This window comes from Pantoea pleuroti, assembly GCF_014156615.1.
GTDB lineage: Bacteria > Pseudomonadota > Gammaproteobacteria > Enterobacterales > Enterobacteriaceae > Pantoea > Pantoea agglomerans.
Genome location: NZ_SBFD01000003.1, coordinates 1 through 17,484 on the forward strand (window position 1 = coordinate 1; position 17,484 = coordinate 17,484).

Here is a 17,484-nt window from a genome sequence, read left to right on the forward strand (position 1 = left end):
GACAACTTTGCTGGTAGCTTGCTTAATTTTATTGGCGATGTAAGGCGCCATTCCACCTGCTGCGGCTGCACCCAGGTTACCTGCGCCAAGGCCTCCAAGAACGCCTGTAACTGCTGCTGCTGCCATGGAATAGCTGCCGCCTGTGCCCCACTTTTCTGCAACGGCCTTATAGCCGGGATCATTTACGATTAAAGTGTTTAATGCATCGGTTGAATAACCAGCATATTGCGGGTTTGCTTTCAGCAACCTTTCTCTGGTTTCATCTTCAGCAGCCTGCATTTTGTAGCTGCTGACATCGCCTGCTACACGCTGACCCAGCTCCTGCATTCCCTGTGCAAACTCAAGCTTGCGTGCGACCTTATCCTTGTCGAATATCTTGTCGATATGGCCGTTGGCGTTGTCGGTATCTCTGCTCAGATCTGCGACGTTCTGTGTCTGAGCCTGACCGTTACGTACCGTGATGGTACCGTCCGCCACGGCTGAACGGGTGGTGCCAGAGGCACTGCCATGGGTATTAGCAGAGGTTGGTATCGCACCGCCTGACATTTTATTATCTTCGTTACCCCCACCCATGCTGATGGATGAGCTACTGGCTTTGTAAGAAGCGTGGTTGTCGATGTCAGACCAGCCCAGCGTACCGGTGGAGAGCGCATTGTCCGCGGACTGCGCCGTTGAGGCGATCACCGCGCCATTCAGCTGGGTGTGGTTGCCAACATAGATGTCATAGCCACCATTCCCTGCAAACAGGCCGCTCTGATCGCCGACGCTGGCATACTCACTGTTCACTTTACTCTGGCTCAGACTGAGGCCAGCGGAGCCGGTCATGCTGCCGAACGTGAAGCTGAAGCCGCCGCTGGCGCTCTGCTGCTTGCTTTGATAATCATCGGTATCCTGCAGGCTGGTCATCGTCAGATCGTGGCCTACATCGGCAACAATCCGGTTACCCAGAGCCTGCGCGCCAGACAGCACGGTGTCGTTGCCGCTGCTCAGGGTGAGGTCATTGCTGGCGTTCACCCGGCTGTTGACGTAATCGGTGGTTTTGCCATTCTCCTTGCCGCTGGCCATAAAGCCACTGGCCTGTATGCCAATACCTGTTTCATTACCTATCGCGATATGAACGCCGCCACTCCAGCCGGAAGCTTTATTGCTGCTCTTCTGTTCGGTGTTGTTGGTTGCCGCCGTGAGGTTGAGATCGTGCGCCGCAGCAAGCGTGACATTTTTGCCGGTAATGCCGCTGCCAGCGAGCGTAATATCACCGCTGCTGCCGTTGGCACCGGTCGCCACCACGGCAATGTTGCCGCCGCCGTTGAGTGAACTACCTTTAACGGCATTGGCGTTATATTCCGATGAGGATTTACTTTTACTCGCGCCGACACTGAGCTCAATTTTAATCCCCGCTTGGTTCATGTTGCCGTTGGCCAGCGCCTGGCCAGACTGCATGGTTTTTGCGCCCGACATCGCCCAGCCACTTTCCAGAGCTTTTACCGCACCCAGTGCTTTGAGGCGATCGTCGCCCGCCTCGCTGGCGGATTTTGCCTGTTCCCCAAGGCTTAATAGGGCATCGGTAATCGGGCTGGTAAGCTGCAGAGTTAAGCCGCTTTTCTTCTGCTCATATACCTGACGACGGCTGATAAGATCGTTGCCAGGATCGATATCCACGGAGCCACCGACCACGCTGATGTCTTTTTTAGCGATGACATCAGAGCCGCCGATATGGGCATTATTACCGGCAATCAGCGTGACGCTACCGCCGGTGCTGCCTACGGCGCTAGCGCTCTGGCTTTGGGTGGTGCCGTCGCGATTAAGTTGCTGGCGAGTGGAAGCGCTACCGAAGGTCACGCCAATACTTCCGCCACTCATCATGCCGCTCTTTTTGGTTTCTTTCAGGCTGTAGCTATGCTGCTCTTCAGTGGCCGCAGTGATAGCAAGATCACGCCCGGCCTTCAGTGCAACGTTGTTATCGCCCACCACGCTGGAACCCGTTACGCCCAGATCCCGTCCGGCGACGATAGCAATATTGTTTCCACTCAACGCCGAAGACTGTTCAGTCGTGGCTGAGTTCTCGTGAACCGTGTGCGTGGTTTTTTTAGAGAACAGCTTTTTCTTAACTTTTGTATCTTCGTCGTAGTGATAATCGCTTTCGGTCGCCGTTGTGATAGCCACGTCTCGTCCTGCCTGGATAGCAAGATCGCCTCGCGCATCTACTCTCGCCGCTTCCGCGACCATGTCCCGTCCAGCTTTAACCGTCGTACTCCCACCACTGGCAATTTCAGTGCCCTGCTGGCGTACCGACTCATTAATCTCAACCTTCTTGCCGGATTTGTAGCTATTGCCAGAACCGGTTTCAGCCGCCAGCAGATTGACATCACGCCCCGCCTGTAAGGTCACGTCTTTGTCTGCGGCGATGCCTGCCGCCTGGCTATTGAGATCGCGTCCGGCCTGAAGTGCTAAATCGCCTCCGCTGGTCAGCGTCGTGCGATCCAGCCCGGTTGAATGGGTTTCACGTTTGCCCTTCACATCATTCTGGCTGGTGGTCGCACTGTTGAGATTAAGATCGTTACCGGCTGCCAGCGCCGCGTTTTTACCGGCGCTGATGTTGCTGGCGGTAACAGTCAGATCGTGGCCCGCCTGCATCGCCATATTGCCGCCTGCGGCGATCTGGCTGCCGACCGTGGTGACGGTGGTTGTGCTGGTTGGGTCAACTTTTTGCCAGCGGTTTCCGAAGCCGGATTGCGCGCTGCCAGTGACGTTCTGGTTCCCGGTGATAGCAATATCATTCCAGGCGTTCAGCAGCAGATCGCCACCCGCTTTGAGGTTAGCGCCGGTGACGGTAATATCGTTGCCCGCCTTAAGGCTCAGAGAATCCAGTGACGTGATGCTCGCCGTTGGCCCGCTCAGAGTTTCGGTAAAGGATTTCTTCGCACCCTTACCGTTGTCTGCATCCAGATGCCAGAGCTGTGATGTGGTCAGGTTGTTGATGTCACCGTTAACACTCTCCAGTGCCACCTTTTTACCGCTGATAGTCGCGCTGACGTTGTTGATATCATTCAGTGCGCTAAGCTGCAGATTGCCCCCTGCATGGAGCAGACCGGCGTTGAGGTTACTGAGCGTGTTCTGACTGTCGATGGTCAGATCGTTTTTAGCCATCACGCTACTACCGGTGTTGATGACGTTCCCGCCTTTCAGCGTCACGTTGTTACCGGCAATTACGCTGCCATCGCGCATCTCCACATCTTTTGTAGACAGATAGAGCTTCGGCACCATCACCGTTTCACCGTTGATGGTGGTGGCTTCCCACCAGACCATACTCTTATCTAAAGAGGCGAGTTGCCCGGCAGAGAGTGAGACACCAAACTCCAGTCCCAGCGACTTTTGCGCCGCCGCAGCGTTGTCCATCAGATAGCGCATCTGGGCGAGATCGGATCCCAGTCCATTGATGTAGCGATTACCGGTCTGATTTAGTACCGCATTACTGACGTAGCGGGTATCAAACGCCGCATCGCCGAGAAAACGATAATCATAATCTGGCTTCAGGTTAAGGCGATCAAGCATGTATGAGGAGCCGAGGAAGGCGTTCTCGTCTGTGTATTGAGGCCGCGTTTCCTGTAAAGGCGTGGTGGCAGGCTGTTTGCCCAGTTTTGCATTCAGCTCGCCGAACAAGCTCTGATCCAGCTGACCCAGGCCATTGAGTTTGGGGTTGACGGTAATCAGATAGCGGCTATTGGTGTTCGACGCAACAAAGTAGCCGTTTACGCCAGAAGGTAATGGATAGGCGCTGATATCAACCTCAGCGGCCTTATAGTTATGCAGCGACGCAGGACCCTGAGCAGCATTCGTCAGGTTGACGGCTTTACCCAGCGCTGCGTTGTTTTTACCCGCAGTTGCATATTGTGTCAGCGATGCGCTGCCCTGTGATGCGGACTCCAGCGCACCTGCGCCATTGACCTGCTGCAGCGCATTCTGGAGCTGATCGCGCCATTGCGGCGTATTGATTGCGGCTTTATCAGTAGTTACCAGTTGCTGATGAGACTGCGCGCCAGCGGTGCCTGCAGCGGTTAAGCCGCGTAAAGCGGGGGCCGAAAGGGTATTACCGCTCCAGCCGGCATTCGCTGTGGTGTTAGTGTTGCTGATATCGCCGCTGAAGTTAGCTGAGACATTGCCTCCGGCCTGAATAACAGCGCGGTAGAGCTGGCCAGGCGTAAAGGTGGTTTCGTGACCGGTAAGCGTATAAGTGAACTCACTCCCCTTTGTGGCATTCCTGGTTCTTTCAGCCCCAATTTTTCCTGTCGCTAATGCTCCTTTATATTCGTAAACAAGATTGTCATTTTGCGTGCCCGCCTGCCAGCTCTGATTATTAAGCTGGCCGCCAGAAAGAGAGACATTACCATTAGCGAGTATGTTGCTGGCCTGGTTATCCAGTGAACCTGCGTTAATATTGAGGTTGCTACCTGACGCAATTCTCGCTGCACCGCCATTACTGACAACATCTACAGTAGTACTTGAAAGTGCGAACTTTTGGGTAGCAGCCTCTTTAGTAGGGGCATAATAATCTTTGGAAACAGTCGAGCCTCCAGAACAACCACAACCAGAGTGATTGCCACCGCCACCTGTACTTGGCGTAGTGATCGTCACGTTGTAGTAACCATAGTCCCCCACTGCTAACTGCCAGATGGTGATCTTCATCGTTGGGTCACCAACACCAGCACGTGTCGGTGAGGATGTGCTGGTCTGGGTTACATGCAGTCCATCCCGCGTATTCAGCAAATGCCCCGTATTAATCGTGATATCGCCGTTCTGCGTTTCGATGGTGCCGGAGTTATTAATCACTTCGCCGTTGGCGTTCCCCGCCGCATCGCCCTGCAGCCACATACTGCCGCCTGCCAGCATATCGGCACGCTGGTTGCGAATACTGTTGGCAAAAAGAGAGAGATTGCCGGCCGCATAGAGCAGCGCGTTATTGACGATGCTGCCAGGCGCACTGAGCACCAGGTTGCCGCGGGTACCGGTAAAGCCGTCCAGGACAATATCGCTGCGGCTGGCTAAGTTGATGTTACCGCCGCCCTGCAGACTGCCATTCCCGTTCATGGTGATACGGTTGCCGCTGAACGCACTGTCACCCGAACCGGTAGTGAGCTGACCATTATTAGTGAGATCGCCGCCTGCACTCAGCGTCAGCGCCCCACCCTGCATCGTGCCCTGGTTGTCTATCGCGCCATTACTGCTGACGGTGAGTCGCCCGCCCGCAGCCAGCACATCGCGACCGGTAAATCCATTCGCGATTTCCAGCGTGGCATCACCCAGCGCCACAACCTGACCGGTCTGATCAAAGCCATTGCTGTGAACCAGTAAACTGCCGCCACTGAACAGGCGACCGCTGCTTTGCTGATTAACCTGAGCGCCCATTACGCTCAGCCGGTTGTTACCCAGCAGCGTGCCGCTGTTATTTACCTGCTGATAATTAACCTCAAGGTTGCCGCCCTGGGCCGTGCCCTGGTTGCTGAAGCCATTGCCGGTCAGCGTGCCCTGACCGTCGGCCAGCAGCGTACCGTAATTGCTGGCATTGGTGGCATTGAGAATCAGCTGCGACGCCTGTAACCAGCCGTTGTTATTCAGCTGCGGCGTATTCAGTGTCTGCGCGCCACCCGAGAGCCACCGGCCATCGTTTTGCGTTAAACCGGTTATTGTCGCGACACCGTTGCCATTGCCCTGAATCAGGCCATAGTTGAACAGTTCAGGTCCGTTCAGCGTCAGGGCGTTTTGCGTGATCATGGCGCCATTGCCGCCGTTGGTGATGCGTCCACCAGCATTGACCAGCAGGCTGTTGTCACCCTGTAAGCGCCCGTTGTTATCAACCGCGCCCGTGGTGATCTGCAGATCGCCGCCCTGCACGCGTCCGGCATTATTAAGCGAAGATGACTGAAGCGTCAGTCTGCCCGCACTGAGCAGCGTTTTATCCTGCTGCTGAGTCAGTGCACCGTTAAGGCCAACCGTCAGCGCGTCGACACCGGTGACGGTGCCGTTATTGTTTAACGTGTCGCCCCGTAGCGTCAGGTTTCTGGCAATCCATTCACCCTGATTGGTCAGCGTCAGTGCCTGCAGTGCCGCAGTGCCATTCGCTGAAATCTTACTGCCAGCGCCCGCATCAAGGCGATCCGCCAGAATCAGTTGCAGCGCATCCGCACTCTGGATCGCGCCATTATTGGTCAGTTGCCGGGCATTCAGCAGGATCTGCTGTCCCTGCCAGCTGCCGTTATTCACAACGTCCCCGCCGTTGATGTTCAGCGTGCCCTGCGTCAGCAGCGATCCGCCCTGATTATTGATCAGCTGACGTGATGGTGCGGCCAGCGCTCTGAGCAGCATTCGCCCGGCCACCTGTGGCGCAGCGGCAAACGTCAATGCCTGCAGACCAATCAGGCTGCCCTGATTAATGACGCTGGCGGGTGAAATGGTCAGGGTTTTGCCCTGCACCGATCCGCTGTTATTCAGCGCGGCACCGTTCAGCACCATCGCCCCTTCGCTAAGCAGTGAGCCGCTGTTGTTCAGCGTGTTCGCCGTAACCTGTGCGGTGTTCTGACTCATCAACGAGCCGCTGTTATGCAGTTCATTGCTGATGCTGGCGTTCAGATCTTTGCTTCCCAGCAGCGATCCCTGATGCAGCCAGTTATCAGCGTTAACCGTTGCCTGCTCGCCCTGCAGCGTTCCCTGGGTGTTGAGCTGACCTGCGGTCAGCGTCAGTGTTCCGCCGCTCAGCGTTTTGCCACCGGCAGATTGCGTGATGTTATCGGCCTGAGCAGTCAGCGCCGTGTTGCCCTGTAACAGACCGTCGTTGTTCAGGCTGGTGCCCTGCAACCCCAGGCGGTCCGCCATTATTTTGCCGCTGTTGCGCAGCGTGGTGGCATTCAGGTCGCTATTGTCCTGGCTGACCAGCGTGCCGCTGTTGATCAGATCGCTGGCGATATTACCGCGCAAGGCGCTGATGCCATTGATGCTGCCGCGATTGTCGAGAGTATCCAGCGTGACGTCGAGTTGCTGGCCCTGCCAGCTGCCATCATTGATCGCGCTACCGCCCTTGACGATCAGTCGATCGCCGCTCAGCAGTTGCCCATTGTTGTGGTTGAGGGTCTGAGCAAATCCGAGATCCAGCAGGTTGTCGCCCTGAAGCAGCCCGCTGTTTTCCAGCGTATTACCGCTGGCGCTGAGTTGCTGTGCCGCAATCTGGCCGCTGTTACTGAGCGTTTGGGCATGCAGGTCGGCCTGCTGGCCGGTCACGATCTGTCCCGTACTGCTGTTATTCAGCGTATCGGCAATCTGAAGATCGAGGTCATCGCTTAGCAGGCGTCCGCTGTTGTTGAGACGGTTGCCGTTGACTGAAAGCTTACCGTTAACCTGCAGCAGCCCGTCGTTATCCAGTTGATCTAACGTCAGCGTCAGCGGTCCTCCGGCGATTAACTGGCCGCCCTGGAGGTTGTGGAGTTGCTGATGATCCAGCGTTAAGGTGCTGTTGCCCTGCAGCAGACCGGCGTTACTGAGCACTGGCGCATGCAGGCTGAGGTTATCTGCCGCCAGTGTGCCTTTGTTATCGATCTCCCCAGCCTGTAAATTCATCTGCTGCTGGCTGATCAGACTTCCGCTGTTATCCAGCACACCCCCGACCTGGGCTGTCAGTGCCTTTCCGGCGCGAACAGTGCCACTGTTCTGCAACGCCTTCGCGTTTAACGCCATCTGATCGGCCTGCATTGCGCCGCGGTTATTCAGTGAAGTGATGTTGCCGTTCAGGATGCCGTCACTCAGCAACTGTCCGCCCTGCTGATTATCCAGCTGGTCGCCTGCCAGCGTAATCTGCTGATTACCCTGAATCAGGCCACTGTTAATCAGGTCGCCACGCAGCGTCAGCGCCTGAGCAATCAGCCAGCCGCTGTTGTCAGTGTGATTCGCTTTCAGCGCGATGCCCTGTTGTCCCAGAATCTTGCCGCTATTGACCAGCGTGTCGCTTTGCAGGTCGGCGTCGGCTTCACTGAGGGCATTGCCGCTGTTCTGCCAGCGGTCAGCATTCAGTGTCAGCTGTTTGCCCTGCATCAGTCCGCTGTTGTCCAGCGTCTGCTGTTGCACATTCAGCTGGCCTGCGCTGAGCAGCGTGCCGCTGTTGGTTAACCCGCTGCCCTGCAACGATACTGCCTTGTCGCCCTGGAGTGTTCCGCTGTTATTGACCTGGCTGACATCGCTATTCAGCGTTGCGGCGGCGATGATGCCCTGATTAGTCAGTACATCGCCGTGCAGCTGGAGTGGATCACTGGCCAGCAGTTTGCCACCCAGCTGATTATCCAGATGCCCGTACCGGGCGCTGAGGCTGGCAGCGTTGATTTCCCCGCTGTTGTTCAGCTGGTCGCCGCTGACAACCAGTGTTTTGCCGCTGGTGATCAATCCGCTGTTATTAAGCTGTGGCAAATCGAGCGCAAAATCGTTGTCGGAGCTGATCGTACCCGCAGCCAGGTTATCCAGCTGTCCGGCATGTAAAGAGAGCTGATTAGAGCCCTGAAGCAGGCCGCCGTTACTGATTTGCCCGGCGGTCAGCGTCAGATTCGGTGCGGTTAACGAGCCCATGTTACGCAGTTGTGCACTGTTCAGGATGAGTGCGTTCTCACTGCTGATAGCCCCCTGATTTTCCAGCCTGCCACGAGCGGTCAGTTGCACGTCACCGCGTGCAGTGATGGAGCCGTTTTGTTGCAGCGTATCGCTGTTAATCACGGCATCGCCATGACTGACCAGATTGCCGCTGTTGCTGAAGGTATCCGCAACACTGAACAGTGCGTTGCCCTGTGCGGAGAAGATCCCGTCCTGATTCAGTCGATTAGCCGTGATCGTAGCATCACCCGTACTGATCAGTTTGCCGCTGTTATCAAGAGTGCCGCTTTGAATGTTCAGGCTGCTGCCGCTGATTTCATCGCGGTTAGTCAGCTGTCCGCTAACAGCCAAAGTGTTTTTACCCTGAGCCAGCAGCTTACCGTTCTGTTGCAGAATGTTAGTGCGAACCTGTACGTCACCATTACTGGTCAGGCTGCCACGGTTAGCGATCTGCGCGGCCTGGATATCGAGTGTTTTTGCGGCGGCCAGCTGACCGGCATTGTCCAGCTGAGAGGTGGCAGAGAGCTGCAGCGCGTCTACCGCACTACCGATGCTGCTGTTATCAACACTCAGGTTGGCACCGCTGAGACGCACATTCTGGCCTGCTTTAACGCTGCTGCCTTTAAGCGTGATATTGCCCTGACTGTTGAGGTCCAGCGAGGCGTCACTGCCCAGTGAGGCCGCGTTTAAGGTGATATCCTGCTGCGCTGTCAGCGCGACGTTGCCCCCGGCTTTATGTTCACCCTGCAGGGCAATGCTGCTGCCTTTTGCAGTCAGGGTGCCGCTGGTCAGGCTATTGTTGATGCTTAACCGACCCTGCGCATCCAGCACCATATCGCCCTGACGGGCATTAAGATTGCCGAGATTGACGCCAACGCCGTTTTCGCTGGAAACCAGATGGATGCGGTTTGCGTACATGCCGCCCAGCGCGCCGGTATCCACGGCGACCGATGGCGCAGCACCTTCGCCCGCAATGGGTGTCACGCTGCCATCAGCACCGACCCGGTTTGCGCCCAGCGTCACATTAAGATCTTTGGCATGGATGCCCGCGTTAATTTCGGTTGCGCGCGCAATGATCGAGACAGCATCTGCCTGGCTGCCATCCAGTCCTTTACCCTCAATGCTGATTGCGCCTTTCGTCACCTCCAGCGATTGCAGATTGCCCTGCGCATCAAGCTGCGGTTTACCGGTGGTCAGCGTAACGTTGGGCGTATTGATAAAGCCGCAACCGTTACAGGTAATGCCATAAGGGTTAGCGACCATCACGTTGGCCGCTTTGCCCGCTACCTCGGTATAGCCCTGCAGCTGTGAACGGTTAGCACCCACCACCTCATTGATAATGGCCCGGGCTTCCTGCCCTGCTTTGAGATTCGGGTTGTTCTGGACAAGTCCACCCAGCTGGGTCTGCGTCAACCGGCCGGTTGCGTTGTTCAGGATCAGCCCTTCCTGACCCACGTTGTAATTCTGATACTGGTTATGCGACAGGCCCGCCGCATTCGGCGTCGCGATATTAATGACCGGAACACCATTCCCGGCAGCATCGACTTTGGTTCCTGGTGTGACGGGCGCTATCGCCGCAGAAAAGGCGGGCAGCAGTGGCTGAAACGCGATCAGCGAGCAGATGAGATAGCTCAGCAGACGACGCGGCAGTGAAAGCTTTAAATGATCATCCATAATCGGGGCCTTTTTTTAAAAAACGAGTCCAACACGCGCGTAAACGCTGAGGCGATCGGGCGCAAGATAATTGGGATAGCTGACAGGGATACCCAGCGACAGCTGAGTGGAGACATGCGCGTTACGGGTGCCAAGTCCCAGCGAACTGCCCCACAGCGTGCCTGCTGCGTAGCGATCCTGTTTATCGCTCTGGAGCCACCCGCCGTCCAGCGCCAGGGTGGTGCTGACCTCGCCGATTGCAGGCAGGGTAAACAGCGAGTAATTCAGTTCGTTACGCAGATAGCCGCCAACATCGCCGGAAAGGTATTGCTCCTTGTAGCCGCGAACCGAGTTCTCGCCACCAATCGTCAGACGTTCGCTGCCATAGAGGCGATCCGGCGACCACTGAGCGTAAAAACTGCTGAGCCACCACATTTTCTGAGTGACAGGCCGCTGATAGCTGCTGCTGACGCTCCATTTACGGAATTCAGCTTTAGGAAAATCGTCGCTTTTACCCTTGTCGCTTTCCGCATCAAACCACGGCATCCCTCGGCTCAGCATCGGGTTGAGGGTGGCCACCCCACCTGCAATTTTTTGCGTATGGTTAAAACCGATCTGCAGGCTGGTCAGTTTGCGGCTACTGCTTTGAAGCAGCGTCTCATTGAGCCAGTTATGGCTGACATAATGGTTCAGCCCAAGCTGAACACCGGTTTTGATTTCCCCGTTGCGGAACAGCACCCACGAGCCGCTGAGGCGGTTAGAGATGTTGTCGCCGTTGCTATACCAGTCGAAACTATTGGCGTTAAAGCGGCTGTGATAGTTGCTCCAGCTATAGCTGTAATCCAGCAGCCCATAGCCATAAGGCACGCTGACGCCCGCCTGGAAATTTTGCGCATCGCGCCAGTCGCTGAAAGCGCTACTGCGACCACCGCTGACAAACCAGCGATCGGCAACACCCAGCAGGTCGTTACCCACCAGCGAGCCGGAAAGCTGACCGACGCCGGTGCTTCGCTGGCCGCTATTGTCCATATTCAGCCCCAGCGTCAGAGGAAACTCGGGTGTGCTGGTCAGGTTGACAATGGAATAGCCTGGCTGAGTCGATGGGATGATTTCAATCTGAACCGGCGTAGTACGAAGCCGGTTTATCTGCTCCATACCCTGTTCAATGTCACGTAAATTTAAAATACGTCCTGCACGGGTCGGAAACGCCATGTTCAACTGACGTGCACTGGCACCCTGCAAATGAATCGCCTCAAGCTTTCCTTCCAGTACGGTGATATTTAACGTCCCGTGGGAAAGGTTCTGTTCTGTCAGGAAGGCCCGGCTGGTGATATAGCCGCGCTGGACATACCACTCTGAAATAGCGCGTACCAGCTGATTAATACGGTCCAGACTCAGGCACTGATTGATATAGGGAGCGACAAGTCTCTTCTGTGTATCAGGCGTGATTAAGCTCGCCTGTTGCAGTGAAATCTGGTTGATTTCAAAACAGGGGCCGCTGGCTGGCGCCGACTCGGTTTTTTGCAGCTCAACCTGATGCGCCTGTGTTAATGCGTCACGCTGCTGCTGATCCTGCTGCAACCGCTGCTGCTGCTGATTTTGAATAACGTCAAGATCGCCCGGCGTGACTGGTGCAGCCATGACATTGCTGATAAACAAACTGGCTCCGAAAACCAGCCACTTCCCTGTTTCAGGCATTTTCATCGAAGGATTAACAACGCTTATTGTAAGTTTTGTGTAAGCACAGGCGTGCAGATTACCACCTTAACAATCGGAAGTTCCTTATTGACTTAAAATAATGACGTGGTTTTACAAAAAGTAAAATTAGCGGTGATAAAACGTTTTATAAGCCAAATTTGCAAATACTTAGCTACTTTCTTTGTGCAGAGCTCATTTACGAGTGTTAAGGGAATGGATGTTAAGACGTGCATTGATGAATATATATCCGTGCCGGATTACTCATTCATATAACGGCGCTGGGATATTAAGTGGGATAAAAAATAATGATGTTGCTGTTTTTCGTGGTGAAGCCTGCTGGCTGAAATGACTCGGGCACTACAGATGCAAAAAGGCCCGCAACGTAGCGGGCCTTTAACCAGACAATATACAACAACCATTATTTTTCATGGTAGCGATGCACTGCCGGATAATATTCCAGTCCATACAGCTGGCTCAGCGGCAGCAGCAGTTCCACGTTAATATCATGCACACGTTCACTCGCCACAGGGCCGCTCAGCAGCTGTTCAAACCAGTCTATCAGTTTCTGTTTCATTTCAGTCTCTCCACATCAGTTGATGCCCTGAGTAAACCCGCTTACACGCCCAATCTGAAGCAAAAATTTCTGCGCTGCTTATGCCGGAAATGGCATAAGCAGTCCCCCATCTGTTTAGCCAGTGCCATACACCGGCTGCTCAAAACGGTTACTGCGTTATCAGCGTCACCCAGTTCGCGCCTTTACCGGCCGGGGCTTCAGCAACCCGTTTGAGTTCGCCGCTGGCGGGATCGATAGCGTAACTGCCAATCACCGCGCTCTTCTCCCCGCTGGCGATCAGCCATTTACCCTGCGCATCAGTCGCAATACTGCGGGGCTGTTTTTCAACCGGCCAGCTGCCGATAAGTGTTAACTCACCCGACTGTTTATCAACCCGGTAGCCGCTGACGGTGCTGGAGGTGCGCTCGGTGACATAGATAAATTGTCCGTCCGGGGTGATTTTGATGTCTGCCGCCCAGATGCGCGGCGTGGGATCGCTGTAGCCCGCCGGGCGCTGCTCGCCATGCTGCAGGTTATATTTCTTCGCCACCGCATTCGGCCAGGTTTTCAGCTCCGTCAGCGATCCATCCGTCGCGCGCCGGAACTGCGTAATGGTGCCGCTCATCTCCGCGAGGTTATAGAGGAAGCGATTGTCGGGCGATATCACCGAATGCCGTGCACCGCTGTTCTTCTCGCCCTGAACAAATCCGGTTCCCAGCGGCGTTATCGCGCCGTTATCCGCAAAGGCATATTGCAGCACGCGATCCGCGCCAAGGTTGCCGACGTAAAGTGAATGATTGCTGACGTCGGTGATCACCGAGTGGGCATGCGGCCCGGTTTTCACCTCGCCTGTGACCTGTGGTGTCACAACTCCTTTGTCATCAATCCGGTTGCTGGTGACGATATCGCTGTCATAGGAGGCAGCCAGCAGATAGCGCCCACTTCTGTCGGTGGTGATCCACGGAAAGCTGGCTGCAACCGGCGTCACCGCTAGTTTCTGCAAATCACCGTGCGGACCAGAGACGCGCCAGCTGATGATCGAATAAGGCGGGCTACGCAGCGCACCATAGAGCCGTTTACCATCCGGGCTGGCCGCCAGCGGCATAATCTTTTTACCGGCAGGCGTATCGCCACGCCATTGCAGGCTGCCATTCACCTCATTGAGCTGATAGCGGGAAACGGTGCCGGAGTCAGCATTCGACACATAGACAAAGGTTGTCGCCCATAACGGGGCGCTACACAGCAGCGGCAGGAGTGCCAGCGCCGTTTTCAGACGGATCATAGGGTCACCTTGATAAGTAGTGTCTGCGTCGGTGCGCAGCAGGCATTACGCTAACCCTGTCTGAGAAGGCTGGCTTTGTGCAACTGTCTGAAATTAGGTTCGAAAGTCTGGAGATGTGACGGAGATGTTATTTTTTAATGGTGCTGAAAGAGGTGTAACGCCTTTCCCCGCGGCGGGGGAAAGGCGTAAACAGTGCGCTAACCGGTTTTCGCGATCATTTTTCGATAGCGGTTGAGCCACTTGCCGCTGTTAAGTCGCCACCAGAAGAAGATGCCACGCACCGTCCAGTCGAGGAACATCCCCAGCCAGACGCCGGTCACGCCCATCCCCAGCTCAATACCGAGCAGGTATCCGACTACCACGCGGGCGCCCCACATGCTGAACATCGACACATACATGGTGTAACGCGCATCGCGTGCGCCCTTGAGTCCGGCAGGCAGCACCCAGGAAGCGGCCCATAACGGCATAAACAGCGCGTTAAGCCAGATCAGCTGCTTCGTCACGTTAATCACTTCCGGATCGCTGGTATAAAACCGCGCCAGCAACCCGGCCAGCGGCACCGTCAGCAGGGCCATCGCGGTCAGGCAGACCGTCGCCAGCCAGAAGACGTGCCGCACCTGGCGTTCCGCCTGGAACACCTGATTCCTGCCCAGACGGGTACCGGTGATAATCGTTGAAGCCGAACCCAGCGCATTGCCTGGCAGGTTGATCAGTGAGGCGATAGAAAAGGCGATAAAATTCCCGGCAATCTCGCTGGTGCCCATTCCGGCAACAAACACCTGTGTCAGCAGTTTACCGCCGTTGAACAGCACCGACTCGATACTGGCAGGCACGCCTATACCTAAAACTTCCATCAGAATGCTGCTGTTCCAGCGCCGGAAATAGCTCGACAGCGTGATTTTCAGTGATGCGTTAAAGCCGATCATCAGCACGTAAATCACCGCGATCGCCCCGATATAGCGGGTGATGGTCAGTCCGAGCCCGGCACCGATAAACCCTAAACCGTCCCACGAGAAGCAGCCATAAATCAGCACGCTACTGATGATGATGTTGAGGATGTTCATACCGCCGTTAATCAGCATCGGAATTTTGGTATTACCTGCACCGCGCAGTGCCCCGCTGCCAATCAGGGTGATGGCGGCAGCCGGATAGCTCCAGGCGGAAGTCTGCAGATAGCTCAGCGCCAGGGCTTTGACTTTCGGATCGGCGGCACCGGCAATCGCATCGACGATCAGATGGCCCCAGAACTCAATGGCGATCACCAGTACAAAGGCGAGTATCGTCATCATGGCCAGCGACTGACGCGTGGCGGCACGGGCGCGCTTGCCGTTGCGTTTTGCCAGACTGAACGCCACCACCACCGTGGTACCGAGATCGATGGCAGCAAAGAACGAGATGATCACCATGTTGAAGCTGTCGGCCAGGCCCACACCCGCCATCGCCTCTTTACCCAGCCAGCTGACCAGGAAGGTGCTCAGTACGCCCATCAATAGCACACAGGCGTTCTCGAAAAAGATAGGCACTGCTAATGGCGATATCTCACGCCAGTAGAGCGTGCGATACGAACGGCGTTTCGGGTACCACGCCGTGCGCTTGATCGCCTGCATCACTGCTACGCCGGGATTTTGCAAAGGATTACCAAATCAGAAGAGACTGGACAGGAGTTCTAATGATGATAGTGGGCAGAGAAATATGCAAAGTCTTTCCGGTGCAAATTAATCATGGTTACAAACTTTTTAATGCCGCCACGGCACAATCTGCCTCACTGCCCCGCCCGCTGTAGCAAACCTGAATATTTCCCTGATGTTATGATGGATTGGGCATGCTTTGCTGCTGGCGGTTTTTCCGCCCTCTCCTCATCGGTAACGCATTTAAAAGTGGCGAATCACCGCTTCTGATAGTAAAGATTTTCTTACTGGATTTCAGTGCAGCGGATCTTCACTTAAAACAGCCCTGCTCAGAATTCGCGCTTCGCTGGCGCAAAAAAACGGCGATCACAGATTCTTCACCAATCTCCGCAACAAACCCGCTAAGCTTGGGGCAAATTGCGGAAAAAAATGGAAGGAGAAACCATGCCGACACTACGGAAAAACCTGACCAGCCAGCAGGCGCTGGATGAACTTGAACGCCTGTACGATGGCGCCGTCGATGCGCTACGTGAGGCGATTAAAGCCTTTACCGAAAACGGCACGCTGCCCGATGCCGCCGCTCGGGCGCAGGGACTATTTGTTTATCCGGAGCTGCGCATCACCTGGCGCGGCGACGGTCCGCAGCAGAACCGCACGCGTGCCTGGGGACGTTTCACCCACACCGGCAGTTACAGCACCACCATCACCCGCCCGGCATTGCTGCGCCACTATATTTCGGAACAGCTTCAGATGCTGGAGAAGGAGTATCAGCTGGAGATCGACGTGGGGCCCTCCAGCCAGGAGATCCCCTATCCTTACGTGATCGACGGTTCCGACCTGTCACTGGATCGCACCATGAGTGCCGGTATTGCGCGCCACTTCCCGACCACCGAGCTGTCACAGATTGGTGATGAGACCGCCGATGGTCTGTTCCATGCCGATGCAAAATCCCCTCTGTCGCACTTCGACGCGCTGCGAACCGACTTCTCGCTGGCCCGCCTGCGTCACTACACCGGCACCAGCGTAGAGCACTTCCAGCCGTTTGTGCTATTCACCAACTACACCCGTTATGTTGATGAGTTTGTGCGCTGGGCGATCGAGCAGGTGCGCGATCCCAGTACCCCTTACGACAGCCTGGCCTGCGCGGGCGATGTGGTGCTGACCGCCGACACCGCTGACAGTGAGTCGATGCTCTCGGATCTGGCGTGGAAGAAGCACCAGATGCCCGCCTGGCATCTCACCTCCCCAAATCGTCGTGGTATTACGCTGATTAACATTGGTGTCGGCCCGTCAAATGCCAAAACCATCTGCGATCATCTGGCGGTGATGCGTCCACATGCGTGGCTGATGATTGGTCACTGTGGCGGGCTGCGCGAGAGCCAGCGGATCGGTGATTATGTGCTGGCCCACGCCTATCTGCGCGACGATCACGTGCTGGACAGCGTGCTGCCGCCTGATATCCCGGTACCCAGCATTGCCGAAGTGCAGCGCGCGCTGTATGACGCCACCAAATCGGTGAGCGGCATGCCAGGCGAAGAGGTGAAGCAGCGGTTGCGTACCGGCACCGTGGTAACCACCGACGATCGCAACTGGGAACTGCGCTACTCCGCTTCGGCACTGCGCTTTAACCTGAGCCGTGCGGTGGCAGTCGATATGGAAAGCGCCACCATTGCCGCACAGGGTTATCGTTTCCGGGTGCCGTACGGCACGCTGCTGTGCGTTTCAGACAAGCCGCTGCACGGTGAGATTAAGCTGCCCGGTCAGGCGAATCGTTTCTATGAAGGGGCGATTTCGGAGCATCTGCAGATTGGTATTCATGCTGTTGAGTTGCTGCGCGCCGAGGGCGACAAGCTGCATTCGCGTAAGTTGCGTACCTTTAATGAGCCGCCTTTCAGGTAAGCGTTAGCCGCCTGAAGCGGGGGATGTTCGCTGCGCGAATGGGCCTGGGTGCTGCGCTAAAGCTAGGATTGTTCGCTGCGCGAACGGGCTATGAGAAGGTTTCGTTCGCCTGGTAAGCCGGGCAGTTTCAGATTCGCCTCTGCAGGCGA

The 17,484-nt window shown here is 55.9% G+C and carries 6 protein-coding genes; 1 reads left to right on the forward strand and 5 read right to left on the reverse strand.

Annotated features, from left to right (window positions below; genetic code table 11):
- The 5 genes from EPG66_RS07865 to EPG66_RS07885 form a co-directional block, all read right to left on the reverse strand.
- On the reverse strand, positions 1-10,296 hold a 10,296-nt coding region (locus EPG66_RS07865; protein WP_182686440.1), incomplete at its 3' end, for a hemagglutinin repeat-containing protein.
- Between the two features lie 15 nt (positions 10,297-10,311).
- Complete coding sequence (locus EPG66_RS07870; protein ID WP_182686442.1) at positions 10,312-11,979, reverse strand: ShlB/FhaC/HecB family hemolysin secretion/activation protein; 1,668 nt, start codon at positions 11,977-11,979, stop codon at positions 10,312-10,314.
- A gap of 412 nt (positions 11,980-12,391) precedes the next feature.
- Positions 12,392-12,547 (reverse strand): hypothetical protein, encoded by a 156-nt coding sequence (locus EPG66_RS07875; protein WP_182686444.1) that lies wholly within the window; start codon positions 12,545-12,547, stop codon positions 12,392-12,394.
- Between the two features lie 148 nt (positions 12,548-12,695).
- The gene (locus EPG66_RS07880; protein WP_182686446.1) at positions 12,696-13,808 is read right to left on the reverse strand and encodes a lactonase family protein; all 1,113 of its coding nucleotides are present in this window, start codon (positions 13,806-13,808) and stop codon (positions 12,696-12,698) included.
- 197 nt (positions 13,809-14,005) lie between these two features.
- Positions 14,006-15,415: an EmmdR/YeeO family multidrug/toxin efflux MATE transporter gene (locus tag EPG66_RS07885; RefSeq protein WP_010670873.1), complete on the reverse strand. Its 1,410-nt coding sequence runs from the start codon at positions 15,413-15,415 to the stop codon at positions 14,006-14,008.
- Between the two features lie 465 nt (positions 15,416-15,880).
- On the opposite strand from EPG66_RS07885, the gene EPG66_RS07890 reads away from it, so the two are divergent.
- Positions 15,881-17,335 (forward strand): AMP nucleosidase, encoded by a 1,455-nt coding sequence (locus EPG66_RS07890; protein WP_031591057.1) that lies wholly within the window; start codon positions 15,881-15,883, stop codon positions 17,333-17,335.
- The last annotated feature ends 149 nt before the right edge of the window (positions 17,336-17,484 follow it).

Excerpts from the sequence above, each read along its gene's own strand:
- EPG66_RS07870 (WP_182686442.1), bottom strand. The coding sequence starts at position 11,979 with ATGAAAATGCCTGAAACAGGGAAGTGGCTGGTTTTCGGAGCCAGTTTG.
- EPG66_RS07875 (WP_182686444.1), bottom strand. The coding sequence starts at position 12,547 with ATGAAACAGAAACTGATAGACTGGTTTGAACAGCTGCTGAGCGGCCCT.
- EPG66_RS07880 (WP_182686446.1), bottom strand. The coding sequence starts at position 13,808 with ATGATCCGTCTGAAAACGGCGCTGGCACTCCTGCCGCTGCTGTGTAGC.
- EPG66_RS07885 (WP_010670873.1), bottom strand. The coding sequence starts at position 15,415 with ATGCAGGCGATCAAGCGCACGGCGTGGTACCCGAAACGCCGTTCGTAT.
- EPG66_RS07890 (WP_031591057.1), top strand. The coding sequence starts at position 15,881 with ATGCCGACACTACGGAAAAACCTGACCAGCCAGCAGGCGCTGGATGAA.